This is a genomic window from Brevibacillus sp. NRRL NRS-603 (assembly GCF_003013445.1).
GTDB lineage: Bacteria > Bacillota > Bacilli > Brevibacillales > Brevibacillaceae > Brevibacillus > Brevibacillus formosus.
In genome coordinates this window covers 463,594-482,958 of sequence record NZ_PXZN01000013.1, presented here as the reverse complement: position 1 = coordinate 482,958, position 19,365 = coordinate 463,594, and the positions used below count along the sequence as shown (strand labels likewise).

The window sequence follows — 19,365 nt, the reverse complement described above, 5'->3', positions numbered from 1 at the left end:
TATTCTACCCTATTTGGCAGCAATTGCGAAATGCTAAATCCCTAACAGATGCTCAGCAAAGAACGACAAAATCCTCGCTGTTGCACCCAACAGAGATATGGCAAGTAAGAGGGACCTTGTGTGGTAGTCAGGAAGCTTCAGGTGGTCGTACGCTGGATGTAATGTTCGGAATAACAAGCAATTTTTTTAAATATGGCGTTGTTTTTTAGCATTTTATGTAATTTAACTTAATTTTTACTGAATTATGAACTTTATTTTAATAAATAAATATTTACAAATTTTTTACAGATATGTATATTAACGCCATGAACATCACGAACTACATAAACTAAATATCTTTCAAGGAGGAGAACAGTATGAAAAAAAGAACCGGCAAGTGGTGGGGAATGGGATTACTCTCATCGGCACTAGTGATGAGTGTCTTCACAGGTGTGGGGGCAGCAAGTAACGATTCATTCAATGAATTTGAAACTGAACGGGTATTAATTCAGTCAGATTCGGATGTGAGAACTGGTTATTTTGCTGGACCTTTGGAAGTACGCCATGATTTTGGTGAAGATGGCTTTACCCTCGATGTAAATAGTGATCAACTTGACCAACTGAAAAGCGATCCCAATGTAAAAGTTACCGTATTGCAAAAATTAAAGATCGCTGAGTATATAGAAGAAGATCAGGCAAGCGAGCCAGAGTTCTCTCCTGCGGCAGTAGTTCCGTGGGGAATTAAAGCAATCTATAAGAACCAATCCCTCTCCGCTACGACTGGCGGTGCTGATGTTCGTGTTGCTGTCCTGGATACTGGCGTGTATACGCAGCACCCGGACCTAACCGCTAACGCAGAGCAGTGCAACGATTTCACGCAAGCTTCTTCTCCTGTTGTTACCGGTGCTTGCAATGATGCGCATGGTCATGGAACGCACGTCGCCGGAACTGTTCTCGCTAACGGCGGCGGTGGTGCAGGTATTTATGGAGTAGCACCAGAGGCAAAGCTATGGGCTTATAAAGTATTGGATGACTCAGGCTCCGGCTATGAGGATGACATTGCCTACGCAATTCGTTACGCTGCTGACCAGTCCGCTCAATTAGGCGTAAAAACGATCGTCTCTATGTCCCTTGGCTCTAGCGGTAAGAGCACCCTTATGGAAAGTGCCATCACTTATGCAAACCAAAAAGGTGTATTAGTCGTCGCTGCGGCTGGTAACTCTGGACCGACAGTGAATAGCATTGGCTACCCTGGAGCATTAGTGAATACAGTCGCCGTAGCAGCGTTAGAGAATGTTCAACAAAACGGAACCTACCGTGTGGCTGACTTCTCTTCTCGTGGCAAGAGCGGGCAAGCGGGGGACTACGTGATTCAAGAGCGCGATGTGGAAGTATCAGCACCAGGACGCGCTATTCAATCTACATGGAATAACGGAGGCTATAACTCCATTAGCGGAACCTCCATGGCAACTCCACATATTTCAGGTTTGGCTGCAAAAATCTGGGCTTCCAATCCATCTTGGAGCTACCAAAATGTTCGCGTAGAATTGCAAAAACGCGCGAAAGGTAATGACATCAAAGGTGGCTCAAACGCTGCTTTAGGAGACGATATTGCTAGTGGATTTGGATTCCCAACTGTACAACCTGGCGATCAATAAAAAGTCGAAAACAAAAAAGAGCGATGGCTGTCAGTTTACGCTGGCAGTCATGCTCTTTCGTTTTCAAACACGGAAAGACTAGCAACCGATTTCTCTTGCGATGACATTACGCAAAATCTCTGATGTACCTTCGCCGATCTCTAACAGCCGGGCATCGCGGAAAAATCGTTCTACCTGATACTCCCGCATATAACCATAGCCACCGTGAATCTGAATAGCCTGATGAGTAGCAGACATGGCAATCTCCGAAGCATACAATTTTGCCATTGCCGCTTCTTTCGTAAATTTGCGACCATGATCCTTCAGCCACGCTGCTTTATACACCATCGTTCTTGCCAGCTCTATTTGCATTGCCATATCCGCCAGCTTGTGCTGGATCGCTTGAAAATGACTCAAGGAATTACCAAAAGCCGTACGCTGCTTGGAGTATTGCAACGCCTTGTCGTAGGCAGCCTGTGCAATCCCTACTGCCATCGCTCCGATCCCAATTCGCCCACCATCAAGTGTAATGAGGAACTGCTTGAAGCCCTCGCCCCGCTTGCCAAGAACGTTTCCCTCTGGCACCCGGACATTTTCAAGAACGAGCTCAGTTGTATTAGAGCTGTGCAAGCCGAGCTTTTCATAGTTCGCCAGCACTTGAAAACCCGGTGCATCTGTCGGAACGATAAAAGCAGTAATACCGCGTGAGCCCTGATCTTTGTCAGTCACAGCTGTCAAGGCGAGAAACGAAGCATAGGAGGCATTGGTAATGAAGCATTTTGAGCCGTTAATCGTCCATTCCCCGTCAGCCAAGACCGCATTCGTCCTCGTTCCACCTGCGTCAGACCCTGCATTCGGTTCCGTCAAGCCAAACGCGCCAAGGCTTTCGCCGGAACAGATTTTGCTTAAATAGTTCAGCTTTTGCTCTTCCGTTCCAAACAAAGCCAGTGGTGCGCCACCTAACGAGATATGCGCCGAATACGTGATTCCTGTAGAGCCACATGCACGACTAAGCTCTTCTACAACAATCGCAAAACTCGTGGAATCAGCTCCGGCACCCCCGTATTTTTCAGAGAATGGAAGACCCATCAAGTTCAGTTCGCTCATCTGCTTGAATATTTCGACAGGGAATTGTTTAGTTTGATCGCGCTCATCTGCTCCTGGTGCCACTACCTCATCAGCAAATTCGCGTATCATTTTTTTCAACATTTGTTGTTCTGAAGTCAAATCGAAGTTCATAATCGTTGCCCCCTTGAAAACGCTTTAGTAAAGAACTAGCAAGAAACACACAATTTTGACTGAGCGTTTGTTCAGAATACTCTTACCATTATACACCACGATTTTGGATTCATGTGGTAATTTTTCAAAAAAAACACGCCTATGATCGGCGTGCTCCTAATAAAATCGCTCCCAAAAAAGATACAGATGCTGCTATGAAACCGATGCTGTATGTATGTACACCCATAAATTTGGCCACTGTTTCTCCACTCAGAAAAAAAGCCGCCAGCAAAATACCGATTAATACTTTCCACTTGTTGTTCATCTATTCACCCCGTTTGCGCTCTTCTGAAATTGTAGCAGATATGCAGCGAGAGGAAAACGAGCCTTACAGCCGCAACCAAGCATACCAATATCCACGTGTGAAGAAGAACAAAGTTGACGCGATGAATACCTTAATGAACAACAGCAATTGAATCATATCCCGCTTCGCTGCTGGAATATACAGAGCCTGTATCTCTGCACCAAAGAAAAAGGCAAGTCCACATACAGCAAATACCCCGGCCCATTTCGCATTGGCCTTATTCATCAAGAAGCCCATACCTGTGAGTAAGCACGCAAGCGGTACCCAGTACAACTCCGATTTCCACCATGTATAGTCCATCTCTACCCGATGAACGGTTGTAATGCCGTACAAGATGGCCAAACCCAGTAACCCTGCATAGAGCAAATAAGCATAGCCGAAAACAATTGCGCTGATGCACAGTAACATGCAAACGAAGCCTAAATAGAACAGGATAAACGGCATGCTCCCATCCAATTTTTGGATACAATAGACGCCCCCCGCGATCAAGATCACGAAAGACAAAGCCAGGAATAAATGCGTCAATGGCGGGGCCGATCTTCGATAAACAAGTCCCAGAATATAGAAAACAAGAGCGAAACAGGCAAAGATGGTAATTTGCATTGGGGTTTGAAAACGGTTAAAATGAAAAGCAAGTAAGATCAAACCAGCAATGACAAAGGCACCGAGGAGCCATGCCATTACCATTTTCCCCGTCACTGGAGAGACAGTTCTAGGTGCGTATGAATTTGTGACTGATGATGTTGAATTGACTTTTCCTGACAGCATACCCGGTGCCGATCCCATTCGCTCATTCCCGCCCGCGGACGCCGGTGTATTTGGCCGATCCCCTTCTGTATACAGATTTAACAAGAAGATGCAGTAATGTTCAGGCAGTAAATGGTTGCGCCGCCAGTTTTCAATTTCGGCGATGATCGTGCGCTTGCGCTGGTCGTCCAACGCGGCCCCTCCTAACTACGACAAAAAGTGTTTACCTTCACGAATAAGAAAAGCCTACGTCGGCTAACGTAGGCCACATACTACTTATATCGGTTATTCCAAGAAATCTTTTAAGCGTTTACTTCTACTCGGATGACGCAATTTGCGAAGCGCTTTTGCTTCGATCTGACGAATCCGTTCACGGGTTACGCCAAACACTTTCCCTACTTCTTCTAATGTCCGTGTACGACCGTCATCTAATCCAAAACGCAGACGCAGTACATTTTCTTCACGGTCTGTTAATGTATCCAAAACGTCTTCCAACTGTTCTTTCAAAAGTTCATAGGCAGCTGCATCAGATGGCTCCAATGCATCCTGATCCTCAATGAAATCGCCTAAGTGGGAGTCGTCTTCTTCCCCAATTGGAGTCTCCAAGGAAACTGGTTCTTGAGCAATCTTCATGATTTCCCGAACTTTTTCCGGAGTGAGATCCATTTTTTCAGCGATTTCTTCTGGCATAGGTTCACGACCTAGCTCTTGCAGAAGCTGACGGGAAACGCGGATTAATTTATTGATCGTTTCCACCATATGAACCGGAATTCGGATCGTTCTAGCCTGGTCTGCAATGGCACGGGTAATTGCTTGGCGAATCCACCAGGTCGCATACGTACTGAACTTGTAGCCTTTGCGATAGTCAAACTTTTCCACCGCTTTAATCAGACCCATGTTCCCTTCTTGAATCAAGTCGAGGAATAGCATGCCACGACCTACATAGCGCTTCGCAATCGATACAACCAATCGCAAGTTCGCCTCAGCCAGACGTCTTTTGGCTTCCTCATCACCTTGTTCAATTCGCTGTGCCAGTTTAATCTCCTCTTCTGCGGAGAGCAGAGGAACTCGACCAATTTCCTTCAGATACATTCGTACAGGGTCATTGATCTTAATTCCAGGCGGAACGGAGAGATCGTCGAAATCAAATTCTTCGTTGTCCTCGTCCTTGATGATCATTTGATCGACTTCATCGTCGTCATCTTCATTCTCATTGTTGTTAATCTCAATGCCTTGATCACCAAGATATTCAAAAAACTCATCCATTTGATCAGAATCCTGCTCAAAACCTGCCAGGCGATCCGTAATTTCTTTATACGACAAAACGCCGCGTTTCTTGCCTAATTCGACCAACTGTTCCTTCACTTGTTCGATGGACATTGCTTCCATGTCGGAAGTGATATTTTGCTTGTTCATCTACTTTCCCTCCTTCCCCGGGAATGATCTGAAGCTACCCTTCTTTTAAAGCATTTTCCAATTCAAGAATCTTCATCCCTGTAACGGCTGCTTGAAGTTCAAGTTGTTTGCGCGCATCCTCGCTGTCCGCTGCGGCCGCTTGGAGGTGTAAGCTCCGCTGCTCATCGCGCAATCGTTCCAACTCGGCACGCTTCGGGTAGTTATTCACTTGTTTGATGTAGTCACCGATCTCTAACTCAGATACGTCGTTGTTGCACTCCATCATGGCCAATCCCGAGGCTAATTGCTTTAACAAATCGTCTTGCACATAATGTATAAACTTTCCAGGGTCTTCCGGGTTTCCCTCTGCATAGTAGGCGTACAGGTAGGCAGCCAGCGCATCGTGTTCATCCACCTGAAAGTGGGCACTGCATTCCTGTTGGACGCGGGCGGCTATTTCTTCGTTCCGCATCATGTAGTAAAGCAGCATGCGCTCAGCCGTGTGATAAGCGGGTGGCAATGTTTTCGCGAGCGTAACTTTGCCATTATTTATACTATTATTCCATGCTGGCGTCACTTTATCCCTTTGGCGCTCACTTTTTTGCTGATTGTAGGCGCGTTTGGACTCCCATTTGAGATCACCGAGAGTAAGGGAGTATTCTTCAGCCAATTGCCGTTGGTACATGTCCCGTTCCACCGGGCTGCTGAGCTCGTTGATGATCTCAACCGCCTTCGCGATGAAGCGAGCTTTGTCCGTCTCATCTTTTATTACGAACTGACTGCGCAAATGTTTCAGACGGAAAGCCGTAATTGGCATCGCCTGTAACAATACCTGCTGGGAAAATGCTTCAGCCCCATGCTGGCGGATGTAATCATCCGGGTCCACTCCTTGTGGAAGTGGAGCAACTCGAACGATCAAACCGGCTTGCTGCAAAACGTGAATCGCTTTGCTCGTTGCTTCTTGTCCTGCAGCATCTCCGTCATAACAGAGTACGACTGACTCCGTATTGCGACGAAGAATCCTGGCCTGCTGCTCCGTCAAGGCTGTTCCCAAAGTGGCAATACCTTGCATAAAACCCGCCTGCCATGCCGATATGACATCGACATATCCTTCAAACAGCAGCGCCTCTTTTCTCTTTCTAATAATGGGGCGCGCACGATGAAGATTAAACAGCGTAGCACTTTTGTTGAACAAAAGGCTTTCCGGGCTATTCAGATACTTGGGTTGAGACTTTTGGTTGGAATTGGGCTTCGATCCTTGCAGTAAGCGCCCGCCAAATCCGATGACGTTACCTTGGGAATCCTGGATCGGAAACATGATACGACCTCGAAAGCGATCAAAGATTTTTCCTGCATCGCTCCTGGCCAAAAGCCCTGCTTCCACCATCAATTCCTGTGAAAATCCCCGCTTTGTCAACTGCTGCGTCACGAAATCCCAGGAATCCGGGGCGAATCCGATTTGGTATTCGGCTATTGTCGCCTCAGACATTCCACGCTTTGCGAGATACTTCATCGCTTCTTGGCCATAAGGGGTTTTCGTAAGCACGTAGTGGTAGAGGCGTGAAACGAACGTATGCGCTTCCTGCATCGCATGCTTCATTCGTTTTTCAGGTGAATCCTCTACTTGCTGCGGCTGGGGCACAGCTATCCCGGCACGCTCCGCCAATTTGTGCAGTGCCTCTGGAAAAGTCAATTGCTCCAGTTTCATTAAAAAGGAAAAGATATCCCCACCCGCTCCACAGCCAAAGCAATGAAAAAACTGTCGCTCTGCATTTACGTTGAAGGAAGGGCTCTTTTCAGAGTGAAACGGACATAGACCGAGAAAGGCACGACCGCTTTTTCTCAGTTGAACGTACTCTCCTACAACGTCTACGATGTCGACAGCGGCACGCACTTGATTTACAAATTCATCTGAAGTGGGACCAGTCATGTCTTTCCACCTTTATAAGGAGAATCGCACGTGAGAATATTTAGTTCGTCAAAATTCGTCAATTTCCTTCTTTACATCAAACTTCTTTTCTTCTTTTCTACTTTTCCACATTTCAAAGGGCAATAAACGCTGAGAAACTCACGGATGATAAGTACCTCGGCTAATTGATTTTCTACAAAAAACGCCAAAATCCTTCTTTCGGCCTATTTCCTTTCATTGCGGAGATTGTTTTTTCGAATCATCTCCAAAATGATGTTTGCCGTTTCTTCCACTGCCTTGTTGGACACATCGATAACGGTACATCCGAGGCGCTCAATAATGCGCTTGGAATAGGCCAGTTCTTCGGCAATTCGTTCGAGATTGGCGTAATTTGCTTGTGCAGTCAATCCCAGTGCCTTCAAACGCTCTGTCCGAATGCCGTTCAGTTGCTCCGGATTGATAGTAAGGCCGATACATCGCTCTACTGGCAGTTGGAACAATTCTTCCGGTGGCTCTACCTCCGGGACAAGCGGAACATTGGCAACCTTAAGTCGTTTATTAGCCAAATACATGGAAAGAGGCGTTTTGGAAGTACGCGAAACGCCAATCAAAACCACATCTGCTCGCAACAGGCCGCGCGGGTCCCGTCCATCGTCGTATTTGACGGCAAACTCGATGGCGTCTACTTTGCGGAAATACTCTTCATCCAGTCGGCGTACCAAGCCCGGTTTTCCTGTTGGCGGCTCTTTCAACATGCCCTGCAATGTATTCATCAAAGGCCCCATAACATCAAGAGCCGGAATTCCGTGAAGAGCAGCTTGTTTTGTAATATACGCATTCAGCTCCGGAATGACCAGAGTGAATACGATCATTGCCCGCGATTCTTTTGCTGAAGCAATGATTTCGTCAATCGATTCTTTGTCTTCAATATACGGATACTTTTGTACATCAAACAAAAATCGATCAAACTGACTAGCTCCTGCGCGAACGACAAGTTCGGCCGTTTCGCCGATGGAGTCTGAGACTACATAGATGAGCTGTCCTCGCTGATTACCTTGCATCGCTTCTCCTCCTACACTTTCGGTTCGCTCCCCAATTCTACAAATGCTTTCGCGATCGTCGTCTTGGTGACGCGCCCCAACAGCTCCATTTGCTTCGGATCTTCTTCGCTAGGCCTTACGACAGGCAGAGAGTCAATCTGAAAATCAATCAGCTTTTTAGCGGCTGCGTACAAGGTTTCATCAGGTGCACATGTAATGATGTTCGGCATCCTAGACATGATAATGCTGACCGGCACATCCTCCAGCGTCTTGTTCCCTAAAGAAGCCCGCAGGAGGTCTTTTCGTGAGATCACGCCAGCCAAGTATCCTTTTTGATTGACGACGAATAACGTGCCAACATCCTCCAAAAAGAGAGTAACGATGGCGTCGTAAGCCGAGGCGGATTCGGAAACTACGATCGGTACAGCCTTGTAGTCATTGACGAGAAGCTTGTGAAGCCGTTCACTTATGACTGAGCTTGCGGGTCTGCCGGCATAAAAATACCCGACCCGAGGTCTGGCTTCTAAATATCCTGACATTGTGAGGATGGATAAATCAGGCCGCAGCGTCGCGCGTGTCAAATTCAGTCGCTCCGCAATATGCTCTCCTGTTATCGGTCCGTCATCCTTCACTATCTGTAAGATGTGCTCTTGTCGTTTGGTAAGCTCGATGACCAATCACCCCGGTTCTGTCTTTACCTCTTCCTAGTATTACTCTATTCGACGGGATATTCCTTCTTTCACGCGGAAAAAAGGTGCCCCCGCCTGATTTTCAGACGAAGGCACCGGTTTTATTTTGTTTACGCAAATACCACTTTGGAAAAATCTGCGTAGCGATAAAGCACACGAGAAAGCTGCAAGAGAAGTCCCAGACGATTCGCACGAACAGCCTGATCTTCGGCCATAACCATTACCTTATCAAAGAATGCGTTGATCGGCTGGCGCAAGGTTGACAAGGTTGCGAGCACCTTCCCTTGATCCTTCAGACCCTCTACATCCTTCTGAACAGCCTGGAATGCCTGATACAAGGCACGTTCCACATCTTCTGCGAACAAAGCTTCGCTGACTTGGTCTGCTTCCGCTTTTTGTGCCAGATTGTTCACCCGGTTAAACTGCTCCACAATCAGCTTGAATTCTTCCGTTTGTACCGCTCCCATCAATGCTTTTGCTTTTGCAAGCACCTCTGGAACCAGTGTCAGGTCGGCAGCAAGAACGGCGTCGATGACATCGTAGCGAACGCCATGATCCTGCAAAACATTTTTCAGACGGAGTGCGAAGAAATCTACGAGGTCTTTTTTCACGTCCTCTGCCGCTCTCTTGTTTACGCCTTGCGCTACATAGCCTTCCATTGCGGCATTCCACAGATCGGACAGAGAAATTTGCCAGTCGCGCTCCACCAAAATCGAAACGATCCCCGCCGCCATACGGCGCAGACCATATGGGTCCTGTGAGCCAGTAGGCACAATCCCGATCGAGAAGCAACCTACAATCGTGTCCATCTTGTCAGCCAGACTGACGATAGCACCTTGGGCGGAGGTAGGCATTTTGTCCCCTGCAAAACGCGGGAGGTAATGCTCGAATACGCCACTTGCGACGAGGTCGGACTCACCAGCTTTGCTCGCGTAATCTTCTCCCATAATCCCTTGCAGTTCAGGGAATTCACCTACCATGTTGGTAACAAGGTCAAATTTTGCGATTTCAGCAATGCGGTCTACTTGTTTCGTCTCTTCAGCGCTCACACCCAGCTTGCTTGCAATTTGCGCAGCTGTTTTGCGTACGCGGCGAACTTTATCACCGATTGTTCCCAGCTCTTCATGGTAAACGATTGTCTCCAAACGTTTCAGGCAGCTCTCAATGGACAGCTTTTGGTCCTCCACGTAGAAGAAACGAGCATCAGAAAGACGTGCGCGAAGAACTTTTTCATTCCCTTTCGCTACGTTTTCCAGAGCGCGGCTGTCTCCATTACGCACTGTCACAAAATGATTCAGCAATTGACCCTGTGCGTTTTCAACAGGGAAATAACGCTGGTGCTCACGCATAGAGGTAACCAAAACCTCACGTGGAATGGACAGGAATTCTTGCTCAAACGTACCGTAAAGAGCGGTAGGATATTCTACAAGATGGACTACCTCATCCAGAAGCCCTTCGTCCATTGGAATTGTCCAGCCATTTTCCTTCTCCAAGCGATGAATTTGTTCCACAATTGCCGCTCTGCGCTCATCGGGATTCACCATGACATACTGCTCAGCCAGCTTGCTCACGTATTCGCTTGGGTGATTCAACGCAACCTCTGTTCCCAAGAAGCGGTGCCCACGAGAAACACGTCCACTTTTTACGCCTGCGATCTCCAGATCGATCAATTCATCGCCGAATAAAGCAACCAGCCAGCGAATCGGACGAACGTATTTCAAATCGCGTGCGCCCCAGCGCATGTTTTTCGGGAAGCTCATACCAGTGATCACTTCAGCCAGTTGCGGCAAAAGCTCGGTAGTTGGTTTTCCCGCTTCAGATTTGCGAGCATGAACATACTCGATACCGTTTACTTCTTTATAATACAATTGGTCAGGCTCAACATTGTTGCTTCGTGCAAATCCGAGTGCTGCCTTGGACCAGTTCCCCGCTTCATCTTGTGCGATTTTGCGTGCTGGACCTTTCGCTTCATCATTGCGGTCAGGCTGCTTTTCAGCAAGTCCATTGATCAGCAGGGCAAAGCGACGAGGTGTCTCCAATGCCGTAATTTGATCAAACGGCACGCGTTCAGCAGTCAGCCATTTTTCTACTTTTTCCTTGAATTGTGCCGCTGCCTGTGCGACAAAACGAGCAGGCATTTCTTCTAAACCAACCTCTACGAGTAGATCGCGCTTACTCATTTGTATCCTCTCCCTTCACCTGATTCACTTGATCCGCAGCGTCTGCATTGCCTTTTTGCAAAAGCGGGAAACCGAGGCGCTCACGCTCTTTATAGTAGGTTTGTGCTACTTCACGGGACAGATTCCGTACACGAGCGATGTACCCTGTGCGCTCCGTCACACTGATGGCACCACGAGCATCGAGCAAGTTGAAGGTGTGGGAGCATTTCAGTACGTAGTCATAAGCTGGGTAAACCAATCGCTCCGCCATCAGTCTCTTTGCCTCCGCCTCATACGTATTGTAGAGAGAGAACAGCATATCCACATCAGACAGCTCGAATGTGTATTTGGAATGCTCGTATTCTGGTTGCAGGAATACATCTCCGTACGTATACCCGTTGCACCATTCCAGATCGAACACATTTTCTTTTTCTTGAATATAGGAAGCCAAACGCTCCAGTCCGTAAGTCAGCTCGACTGCCACTGGTTTACATTCCAGACCGCCCACTTGCTGGAAGTACGTGAACTGTGTGATCTCCATACCGTCCAACCAAACTTCCCAGCCTAAACCCCATGCACCGAGACCAGGGTGCTCCCAGTTGTCCTCTACAAATCGGATATCATGCTCCAGTGGTTCGATTCCGAGTTCGCGCAAGCTCTCCAAGTACAGCTCCTGAATGTTGTCCGGAGATGGCTTCATGATTACTTGGAACTGATGATGCTGATACAGACGGTTCGGGTTTTCCCCATAACGTCCGTCTGCCGGGCGACGGGAAGGCTCCACGTATGCCACATTCCACGGCTCAGGTCCAATGGAACGAAGGAAGGTCATTGGGTTTAGTGTACCTGCCCCTTTTTCAACGTCATACGGCTGGACAATGAGACAGTTTTGCTTTGCCCAAAAGTTTTGCAGCGTCAAAATGATGTCTTGAAATGTCATTTTCATGCTTTTTCCTCCTCTAAACTTAGTAGAACTTGGCTTTAAGTCGAAACTAAAAAAACCTCCCGCCTCTACACTGCCTGATGCGACAGTGTAGGGACGAGAGGATTCTCGCGGTTCCACCCTACTTGGCGAATGACTTCTTCGCCCACCTTACAATCAAATTGCTCCAGAACGCCCTTCATCAGCATGGTGACCGGGCTCCCACTATCCCCGATTCGCTATTTACAGCCAGTGGCCGACTACTCTTTTCCTTCATGGCAACATTCAGTATACAAGTTTGGTTCTTATCATAACGAAAACAAATTCGTATGTCAATTAGTCCTGATCTGATTGCGTCATTCTTTCCATACGCTCCAATTGTTCCAGAAATGCTCGACTTTTCAGCCTGAGATCCAGATACTCATCCATGAAGCTTCGCAGAACATGCTTGAGCTGGTTTCGTGTAGCCGGTTTTACTTCAATGTCACCGAGCCGCTCCAAATCAAATACCTGGAACAGCCGTAACAGCTTCCAGGTCGAGGGGGTAACTGCCATAGCATATGGATCGGAAGGCAGGCAAACTGGGCACAACAGGCCACCCTGTCCCACACTGATCGCGTAGGGCTCGCGCTGTTCGCCACAGTTTACGCACGCCGTGAGCTGCGGGGAAATCCCCGCTACAATTAACATCTTGGTCTCAAAAATCCGACACAGGATCTCAGCATCTCGTCCTTCATCCAAATAGCGGAAAGTATGAAGGAGCAGCTGAAACAAGTAGGGATTCGGCTCCCTTTCCTGCGTCAGTCGATCCAAAAGTTCTGATATGTATGCGGCATAAGCCGTAGCAGTCAGGCTTTGCCGCATATCCCGGAACGAATCCAACATATCTCCCTGAGAGAGATCAGGCATCCCCGTACCGGGTCCTGCCTTGCATAGATAATAACTATGCGAAAACAACTGGGAGACGGCGGCAAGACGGCTCTTGGTCTTTTTGGCACCACGGGCCATCACGCCTAATTTGCCGTTCTCCCGGGTAAACAATGTCATCACTTTACTGGACTCACCATAGTCCACGCTGCGAATGACAATCCCTTCCCACTTTACAAGCATGCCTGCGTGTCACCCAATTCTTCCTGGGCGAGATCAAACGAGGTTTCCTCGCTGGAAACATCCGTTTGATGGTGATCACGGTAGAGAAGGTAAGCATGGATGTCACCGGTTGAAGCGAAAACTCTCCAAGAAAAGTCACGAAGCATGGAGCATCATCCTTTCCTATATCGGGTCTATCCACTTCCTTCTTAGAATCACCTTTGCCCGTTATTCTATGCCTTGGAAAAATTAACACATCGCGTTGGGAATATTATTGCTCATCGTAAAAACCGAAGTTACGCAGCATCCGCTCTTGGTTGCGCCAATCCTTTTTCACTTTGATCCAGAGCTCCAAAAACACTTGGTCCCCCATCAAACGCTCGATATCCTTGCGCGCGCGTTGACCAATTTCTTTGAGCATCTGACCTTTTTGCCCGATCAAAATACCGCGCTGGGAATCCCGCTCTACGTAAATGGCAGCGTAAATGTAAAGCGTCTTGCCATTTTCTCCTCGCTTCATTTCTTCAATTACGACAGCAATGGAGTGAGGTACTTCTTCCCTCGTCAAATGCAGAACTTTTTCCCGAATCAACTCGGCTGCTACAAAGCGCTCCGGATGGTCTGTCACCTGGTCGGCAGGGTAATACATCGGGCCTTCTTCCATTTCACCCAAAATAGCCTGCTGCAATGATCCTGTATTGTTACCTTCCAGTGCAGAGATTGGAACAATTTGCTTGAAATCATACAATTTGCGGTAATCGTCAATAATAGGCAGCAGCGCTTCCGGGTGCACCTTGTCAATTTTGTTGATGACCAAAAATACTGGCGTTTTGACCTGCTTCAACCGCTCGATGATGTAGTCGTCCCCGGCTCCGCGTTTTTCTGTTGCATCGACAACAAACAAAACGAGGTCTACTTCGTTCAACGTATTCTCGGCAACCGAAACCATGTAGTTTCCGAGTTTGGATTGAGGCTTGTGGATCCCCGGCGTATCCAAGAAAATAATTTGTCCCTCTTCTGTCGTATGCACAGCCGTAATTTTGTTACGTGTGGTCTGCGGCTTATTGGACATGATGGCGATTTTATGTCCCACAATATGATTCAACAGTGTTGATTTTCCAACATTTGGGCGTCCTACAATGGAGACAAAGCCCGATTTAAACGATTTCTTGGTCTTGCGATTATCCACGTAAATCCTCCTTGGTGAATGCGCCTGGAAGCAGGGCAGATACTGTCGTTTCCCAAATGTCGCCTTTGAGATTCGTCAAAAATACAGGCATGTCCGGCGGGCACAGCTCCGCGATGACCTGTCGGCAAGCCCCGCACGGTGATACAGCTTGCGGTGTATCGGCAGCGACAGCCAGTGCCTTATAAGTCCGATCACCTTCCGAATACGCTTTAAAAAGAGCCGTACGCTCTGCGCAGTTGCACAGGGAGTAAGCTGCATTTTCAATATTGCCTCCCAGATAAACCTTGCCACTTTCAGCTAAAAGAGCTGCTCCTACCTGAAACTTGGAGTATGGTACATAAGCGAGCTTTCTGGCTTCGATTGCTTGTGCTAATAATGCTTGTTTATCCATTTTCATCATTCCTCATATGATTGTTCTTAAACATCATTTCACAACAGAATGTGTCCAAAGAGACACGAAGAAACCAGACTGAAAGGTCAACTGGAATGACCCGTCCGGTACCACTAGTAAAAACTATCCCCATACTTTTTGCAACAGTGGCTGTCCAAATACGAGGACTCCGATGATAAAAGACAAGATCGCCGCCACAAGCACAGCTCCTGCTCCCACATCTTTGGCAATCTTCGCCTTGGCGTGCCATTCCGGGGAGGCTAAATCAACGACTGCTTCGATCGAAGTATTTACCAGCTCCAGAGAAAAGACCAGACCGATAGAAAAAAGGACCAGCAAAACATCGCTGCGGGGTATCTGCAGCCACCACGCTCCCGCCAGCACCAAAATGGCTGCGGCTACGTGGATTTGCATGTTTCGCTGTGTCCGTACGGTATAGGAAATTCCTTGCAGAGCGTAGGCGAAGCTGCGAGTCAATCGTCGCCATTCCTTCAACGTAATCTCCTACCTCGTCAAGCCGATTTGTTCCAGCACCTTTTCTTGACGTGAAAACATTTCCTTCTCTTCTTCTGGCGTCCCATGATCATAACCCAGAAGGTGCAGAAAACCATGGACGGTGAGAAATCCGAGTTCGCGTTCGAATGAATGGCCATAGTCTTCGGCCTGCTCATGTGCTTTTGGCACCGAGATAATGATATCTCCAAGCATATTCGGAAACTCGCCGGCCTCATCCTCATCAATGAAGATTTCCATTTCTCCTTCACCCGGTTCGTTCATCGCAAAGGAAAGAACATCCGTAGGCCGATCAACGCCACGATAATCGCGATTCAGCTCGTGGATACGCTCGTTGTTCACCAGCGTGACAACTACTTCTCCTTGTACGTCTTCCAGCTTTGCTGCTGCTTCCAGACAACGGACGAGCAGGTTTTGCAAATTCTCATCGATCGGTTCGATTTCTTCATGAAGGATTTCTACAGATAACACAGGTAAACGATCTCCTTTTTGTGACGCCATTTATTAATAGCCGTGTTCTACTTCTTCCTTGGCATAAGCAGCGATGATTTTTTGTACCAGACTGTGACGAACGACGTCTCCCTCTTGGAAATGAATAAAGGCTACATCTGAAATGGGACTTAAGATACGCTGTGCTTCGCGCAATCCCGATTTCTTGCCTTTTGGCAAATCCACTTGGGTCACATCACCCGTAATGACCATTTTGGAACCAAAGCCAAGCCTGGTCAAAAACATTTTCATTTGCTCGGGAGTCGTGTTCTGGGCTTCATCCAAAATGACGAAGGAATCTTCGAGCGTACGACCACGCATGTACGCCAAAGGTGCAACCTCAATGAGTCCGCGTTCCATCATTTTGGCGACTTGTTCATTGCCCAGCATGTCGTACAAGGCATCATAGAGCGGACGCAGGTAAGGGTCTACTTTTTCCTGCAAATCTCCTGGCAAAAATCCTAGGCTCTCCCCCGCTTCTACGGCCGGTCTGGTAAGAACGATCCGTTTGACACGCCCATTTTTCAACGCAGTTACTGCTGTGACAACAGCTAAATACGTTTTTCCGGTACCAGCTGGTCCAATTCCAAACACAATGTCATGCTTCTTGATCGCAGACAAGTAGTGACGCTGGCCCAATGTCTTTGCCCTGATTACTTTGCCACGTTGGGTACGAGCGACTTCTTCATCATACACATCGAGCAGTTGGGCACCTTCTCCCCGTTCAATCAACGACATCGCATAAGAGATGTCTCGTTCGGACAGGGCAATCCCTCTGCGAATCAGCTGTAGCAGAGTTTCAATCAACTCTGTCAGTTTGTCCACTTCCGGCTTATCCCCGCTAATAACCAGTTCGCCTTCTCGGGTCATGATTTTGGCGGAATTTCTTTGCTCGATCAGTGTTAGGTACGCGTCATGTGGTCCGAACAACAGCAAGGCCTCAGATGCGTCTGAAAACGGGATTCTTACCTCATCTTGTACGTGCAACAGGCTTCCATCTCCTTGCAACGGTAATCAGCAATGCGTCATTTGCTTGCCATCCCTCACTGCCCAACGAAAGGCTGTTCAATGGCAATATCTTCAATGACGGAAAAATGAATGCTTACGTAAACTTTACCATTCTCTGTTGTGACGTGCAAAACTTTTTCGTCCTGAATGAACGCATCTTTTCCAGCTTTTTTCAAGATATCCTCCCTGGCGAATTTTTTAGCCAGCTCCGTCGCTTCCTCCACGCTCATTTCTGTTTGAACGGGTTCTGTTTGCGCGTACGTTACTGTCTTCCAGCCAAGTGGTGAGGTATATCCCCCATACGAGGGTAAAAACCGTTGTTCTGCCATTTCGGCTTGTGCAAAGGACTGTTTTTCAAATGGCCACACGTATACCGCATAGGGGCCTACGAGCAGGTATTGATGCTGCAGCTTTTCTCCCGTCAGTCGGTGCATCGTTTGTTTTAGTGGGACAGATGCGTTGCTTATATACCACACTTCCCCTTGCACCTTCCCTCGCGCTGATACGGCTTGTTGACGAGCGTCATTCCCGATGATCCCGGAAATAAGCACTTGGCCCTTTTCTACCAATTGATTGATCACAACCTGACTGCGACCAACTTCTGGGAGAATTTTATGGATGACAGCCCTCTTTTTCGCTACAAGATGACGGGGACCTGTTGCAAGCGGCTTTACAGGAGCCTCTTTTTCAACCACTTGAAGCATGACCTTGGTTCCTTGAATCTCAATTCCAACCCAGGACGCTTCCGGCAGCAGACTCAACAACTCTTTTTGCAAAACCAACGGTTCTTTTAGTTTGACCTTCCATGCCCCTTCTTTAATCCCCACTTGTTCGGCAGCTTGAATCACTCGTCGCGGATCAACCATTTTCGTCCCACTCACTTCAACACTCCAAACAAAAGAGGAGAGCATGTACAATCCAATGAAAAAAAGAGCAGCCCCAATTGCCAATCCGGATCGTCTGCGTATACGCAGCAGCCAGAAAGGCAGCCCGTCTCTTGCCTCGACGTGACTACGACAGCCTGTCTCTTTTAAAAGCGGCCGCAAACGAAAATAATCCCGAATCAAAATATCGCAGCGAGTCACCTCTTCTCCTACCCTGCGAATATTCCAGATTCGAATCCCATCACGTACGGCCATATTCAACATCCGCTCAAACCGTTTTCCCCGAACGGTAATGGTTACATGTCCATCCACCCACTCCTTGATTCCATACCGCATACGTGCCGCCCTCCCTCTAACAAAGATTACGAGCTCTGTGGTCCCGTCTCCAAAAATTTCACGCCACCGATTCTGCCTTCTAACAGAACCTCCTCAGGCAAAATCGCGCGGATGACAAGCTGTTCACCTGAAACAATCATTTGACCGTTAGTTAACAGCAGGCGAAGCTCTTTTTCGCTAAAATGCAAAACTCCTCGATGATTCTCTATATACATTTGCAAATGACCGATCATCGTAATGCGCGGGACTTCCAGGACTACATCTTGCGGCAGATCCAACACCCCTCCGGCCAGCTGGCGCAGACGGCGGCTCCAACGCTTCATGGATTAGCCCCCCTTCTCGTTCTATATATTGGCGAATATGACGATCTCATCTGTTTACAGGTGCAAAACCATTCTTATCTATGCGTATGCGCGAGCATAAAGTGGCATTCATCAAAAACAGTCACAAAAAAAGAGCCCTCGTCGCTCGCACTATTGCAAGCAGTTGAGGACTCATTCTTTGAGATACAATCCACAAAACCCATTGATTATTCGCTTTCTTTTGCAGCAGAAACCAGTTCATTTTCTCTTGTAAGCGCCTTCCATTTTTTCATGACTCGTTTTACTTTCTCAGCTGAACAACCGCATGCAATCGCTGTTTCATATACTGATTTGTTTTCGAAGATGGCAAGCCGAATCACTTTTTGACGAAACCGCCCCATTTGTTCAAAAATTTGTTGATTCATCGCTTGACCTCTATCCCTTCTTCTATTTGGACGAATTTTCTTTACATTCAGGATAGTCAACAAGGATATGAGAAACAAGACAAGTTATTCGAGATATTTCGACACGAAAACATTGTGTATCAAGAAAAAACAGGCGAACTAAAGGTTCACCTGTCTGACTAGCTGCTATTAGAAAATCTTTCTTTGCCGAACCTGCTTAGCGTACGGAGCTTTTGAGCGCGGCTCTCCAAAAATGAGCGCCCATTTCATGCCATCACGGGGATTGCCGTGTTTTGATGTGAGTGTTTTCGCTCTGTCAGAATCAGCGACCTTCATCGATTCCGATTGCTTCACTGTGATGGTTGGGCCCGTTGAAGCACGAGCTGGACTTGAGAATGCCCATTCCTGCTCGACTCCAACCCCTTCCATCGACTCTTGCTGAAGCGGCTCGTATTTGGAGGATGCCCGCACCGTCTCTCTGCCGTACTCCGACGTTTCCATAGGGATATCCGACGTTGTGGCCGGGGTAAGCGGAGGCATTTTCTTGCCTTGAGACATCTTCTTCTTTCCGGTTTTGCCCAGAACTTTATATCCTAAGTAACCGAGGATGACAAACCAGAACTTCCCAATGAGCGGGATGATCCACTCGACTAAATCCAGTAAATCTACGACGAGATCCATAAGATCTTCCATGGCAATCG

The 19,365-nt window shown here is 47.7% G+C and carries 21 protein-coding genes; 1 reads left to right on the top strand and 20 read right to left on the bottom strand.

What is annotated here, in order from left to right:
* Positions 1-356: 356 nt before the first annotated feature.
* Entirely contained in the window at positions 357-1,637 is a 1,281-nt protein-coding gene (locus tag C7R94_RS14215) for a S8 family peptidase (protein ID WP_106782069.1), read from the top strand.
* 78 nt (positions 1,638-1,715) lie between these two features.
* Here C7R94_RS14215 and C7R94_RS14210 read toward each other — a convergent pair whose 3' ends face one another.
* From C7R94_RS14210 to C7R94_RS14120, 20 genes are all read right to left on the bottom strand, one after another.
* Entirely contained in the window at positions 1,716-2,855 is a 1,140-nt protein-coding gene (locus C7R94_RS14210) for an acyl-CoA dehydrogenase (protein ID WP_047072493.1), read from the bottom strand.
* 139 nt (positions 2,856-2,994) lie between these two features.
* The gene (locus C7R94_RS30290) at positions 2,995-3,159 is read right to left on the bottom strand and encodes a hypothetical protein (RefSeq protein WP_162837763.1); all 165 of its coding nucleotides are present in this window, start codon (positions 3,157-3,159) and stop codon (positions 2,995-2,997) included.
* Between the two features lie 63 nt (positions 3,160-3,222).
* Complete coding sequence (locus tag C7R94_RS14205; protein WP_106782066.1) at positions 3,223-4,137, bottom strand: hypothetical protein; 915 nt, start codon at positions 4,135-4,137, stop codon at positions 3,223-3,225.
* Between the two features lie 93 nt (positions 4,138-4,230).
* Positions 4,231-5,361, bottom strand: coding sequence for an RNA polymerase sigma factor RpoD (gene rpoD, locus C7R94_RS14200; protein WP_047072497.1), 1,131 nt, complete (start codon positions 5,359-5,361; stop codon positions 4,231-4,233).
* A 34-nt stretch (positions 5,362-5,395) separates the two neighbouring features.
* Positions 5,396-7,270 carry a DNA primase gene (gene dnaG / locus C7R94_RS14195; protein ID WP_047072499.1) on the bottom strand — a complete coding sequence of 625 codons (1,875 nt, stop codon included), beginning with the start codon at positions 7,268-7,270 and terminating at the stop codon, positions 5,396-5,398.
* 203 nt (positions 7,271-7,473) lie between these two features.
* Complete coding sequence (locus tag C7R94_RS14190) at positions 7,474-8,310, bottom strand: pyruvate, water dikinase regulatory protein (protein WP_047072501.1); 837 nt, start codon at positions 8,308-8,310, stop codon at positions 7,474-7,476.
* Positions 8,311-8,321: 11 nt separating this feature from the next.
* Complete coding sequence (gene ccpN / locus C7R94_RS14185) at positions 8,322-8,966, bottom strand: transcriptional regulator CcpN (RefSeq protein ID WP_012685777.1); 645 nt, start codon at positions 8,964-8,966, stop codon at positions 8,322-8,324.
* A gap of 122 nt (positions 8,967-9,088) precedes the next feature.
* Positions 9,089-11,158 carry a glycine--tRNA ligase subunit beta gene (gene glyS / locus C7R94_RS14180; RefSeq protein WP_106782063.1) on the bottom strand — a complete coding sequence of 690 codons (2,070 nt, stop codon included), beginning with the start codon at positions 11,156-11,158 and terminating at the stop codon, positions 9,089-9,091.
* Positions 11,151-12,077, bottom strand: coding sequence for a glycine--tRNA ligase subunit alpha (gene glyQ, locus C7R94_RS14175; RefSeq protein ID WP_012685775.1), 927 nt, complete (start codon positions 12,075-12,077; stop codon positions 11,151-11,153). The genes glyS and glyQ overlap by 8 nt, the downstream gene beginning before the upstream one ends.
* A 318-nt stretch (positions 12,078-12,395) precedes the next feature.
* On the bottom strand, positions 12,396-13,169 hold the full coding sequence (recO, locus tag C7R94_RS14170) for a DNA repair protein RecO (protein WP_047072506.1): 774 nt from the start codon (positions 13,167-13,169) through the stop codon (positions 12,396-12,398).
* Positions 13,160-13,315, bottom strand: coding sequence for a YqzL family protein (locus C7R94_RS14165; protein WP_012685773.1), 156 nt, complete (start codon positions 13,313-13,315; stop codon positions 13,160-13,162). The genes recO and C7R94_RS14165 overlap by 10 nt, the downstream gene beginning before the upstream one ends.
* Before the next feature lie 104 nt (positions 13,316-13,419).
* Entirely contained in the window at positions 13,420-14,337 is a 918-nt protein-coding gene (gene era / locus C7R94_RS14160; RefSeq protein WP_106782061.1) for a GTPase Era, read from the bottom strand.
* Positions 14,330-14,728, bottom strand: a complete 399-nt coding sequence (locus tag C7R94_RS14155; protein ID WP_047072510.1) for a cytidine deaminase — start codon at positions 14,726-14,728, stop codon at positions 14,330-14,332. Before C7R94_RS14155 ends, era begins: the two co-directional genes overlap by 8 nt.
* Before the next feature lie 123 nt (positions 14,729-14,851).
* Positions 14,852-15,223, bottom strand: coding sequence for a diacylglycerol kinase family protein (locus C7R94_RS14150; RefSeq protein WP_106782059.1), 372 nt, complete (start codon positions 15,221-15,223; stop codon positions 14,852-14,854).
* A gap of 9 nt (positions 15,224-15,232) precedes the next feature.
* Positions 15,233-15,742: an rRNA maturation RNase YbeY gene (ybeY, locus tag C7R94_RS14145; RefSeq protein WP_206767976.1), complete on the bottom strand. Its 510-nt coding sequence runs from the start codon at positions 15,740-15,742 to the stop codon at positions 15,233-15,235.
* 3 nt (positions 15,743-15,745) lie between these two features.
* Complete coding sequence (locus C7R94_RS14140) at positions 15,746-16,717, bottom strand: PhoH family protein (RefSeq protein ID WP_106782056.1); 972 nt, start codon at positions 16,715-16,717, stop codon at positions 15,746-15,748.
* Between the two features lie 56 nt (positions 16,718-16,773).
* Positions 16,774-17,958, bottom strand: coding sequence for a sporulation protein YqfD (yqfD, locus tag C7R94_RS14135; protein ID WP_106782054.1), 1,185 nt, complete (start codon positions 17,956-17,958; stop codon positions 16,774-16,776).
* A gap of 26 nt (positions 17,959-17,984) precedes the next feature.
* Positions 17,985-18,281 carry a sporulation protein YqfC gene (gene yqfC / locus C7R94_RS14130; RefSeq protein ID WP_007727617.1) on the bottom strand — a complete coding sequence of 99 codons (297 nt, stop codon included), beginning with the start codon at positions 18,279-18,281 and terminating at the stop codon, positions 17,985-17,987.
* Positions 18,282-18,487: 206 nt separating this feature from the next.
* Complete coding sequence (locus C7R94_RS14125) at positions 18,488-18,685, bottom strand: hypothetical protein (protein ID WP_106782052.1); 198 nt, start codon at positions 18,683-18,685, stop codon at positions 18,488-18,490.
* A 168-nt stretch (positions 18,686-18,853) separates the two neighbouring features.
* Entirely contained in the window at positions 18,854-19,357 is a 504-nt protein-coding gene (locus C7R94_RS14120; RefSeq protein ID WP_106782050.1) for a hypothetical protein, read from the bottom strand.
* Between the last annotated feature and the right edge of the window lie 8 nt (positions 19,358-19,365).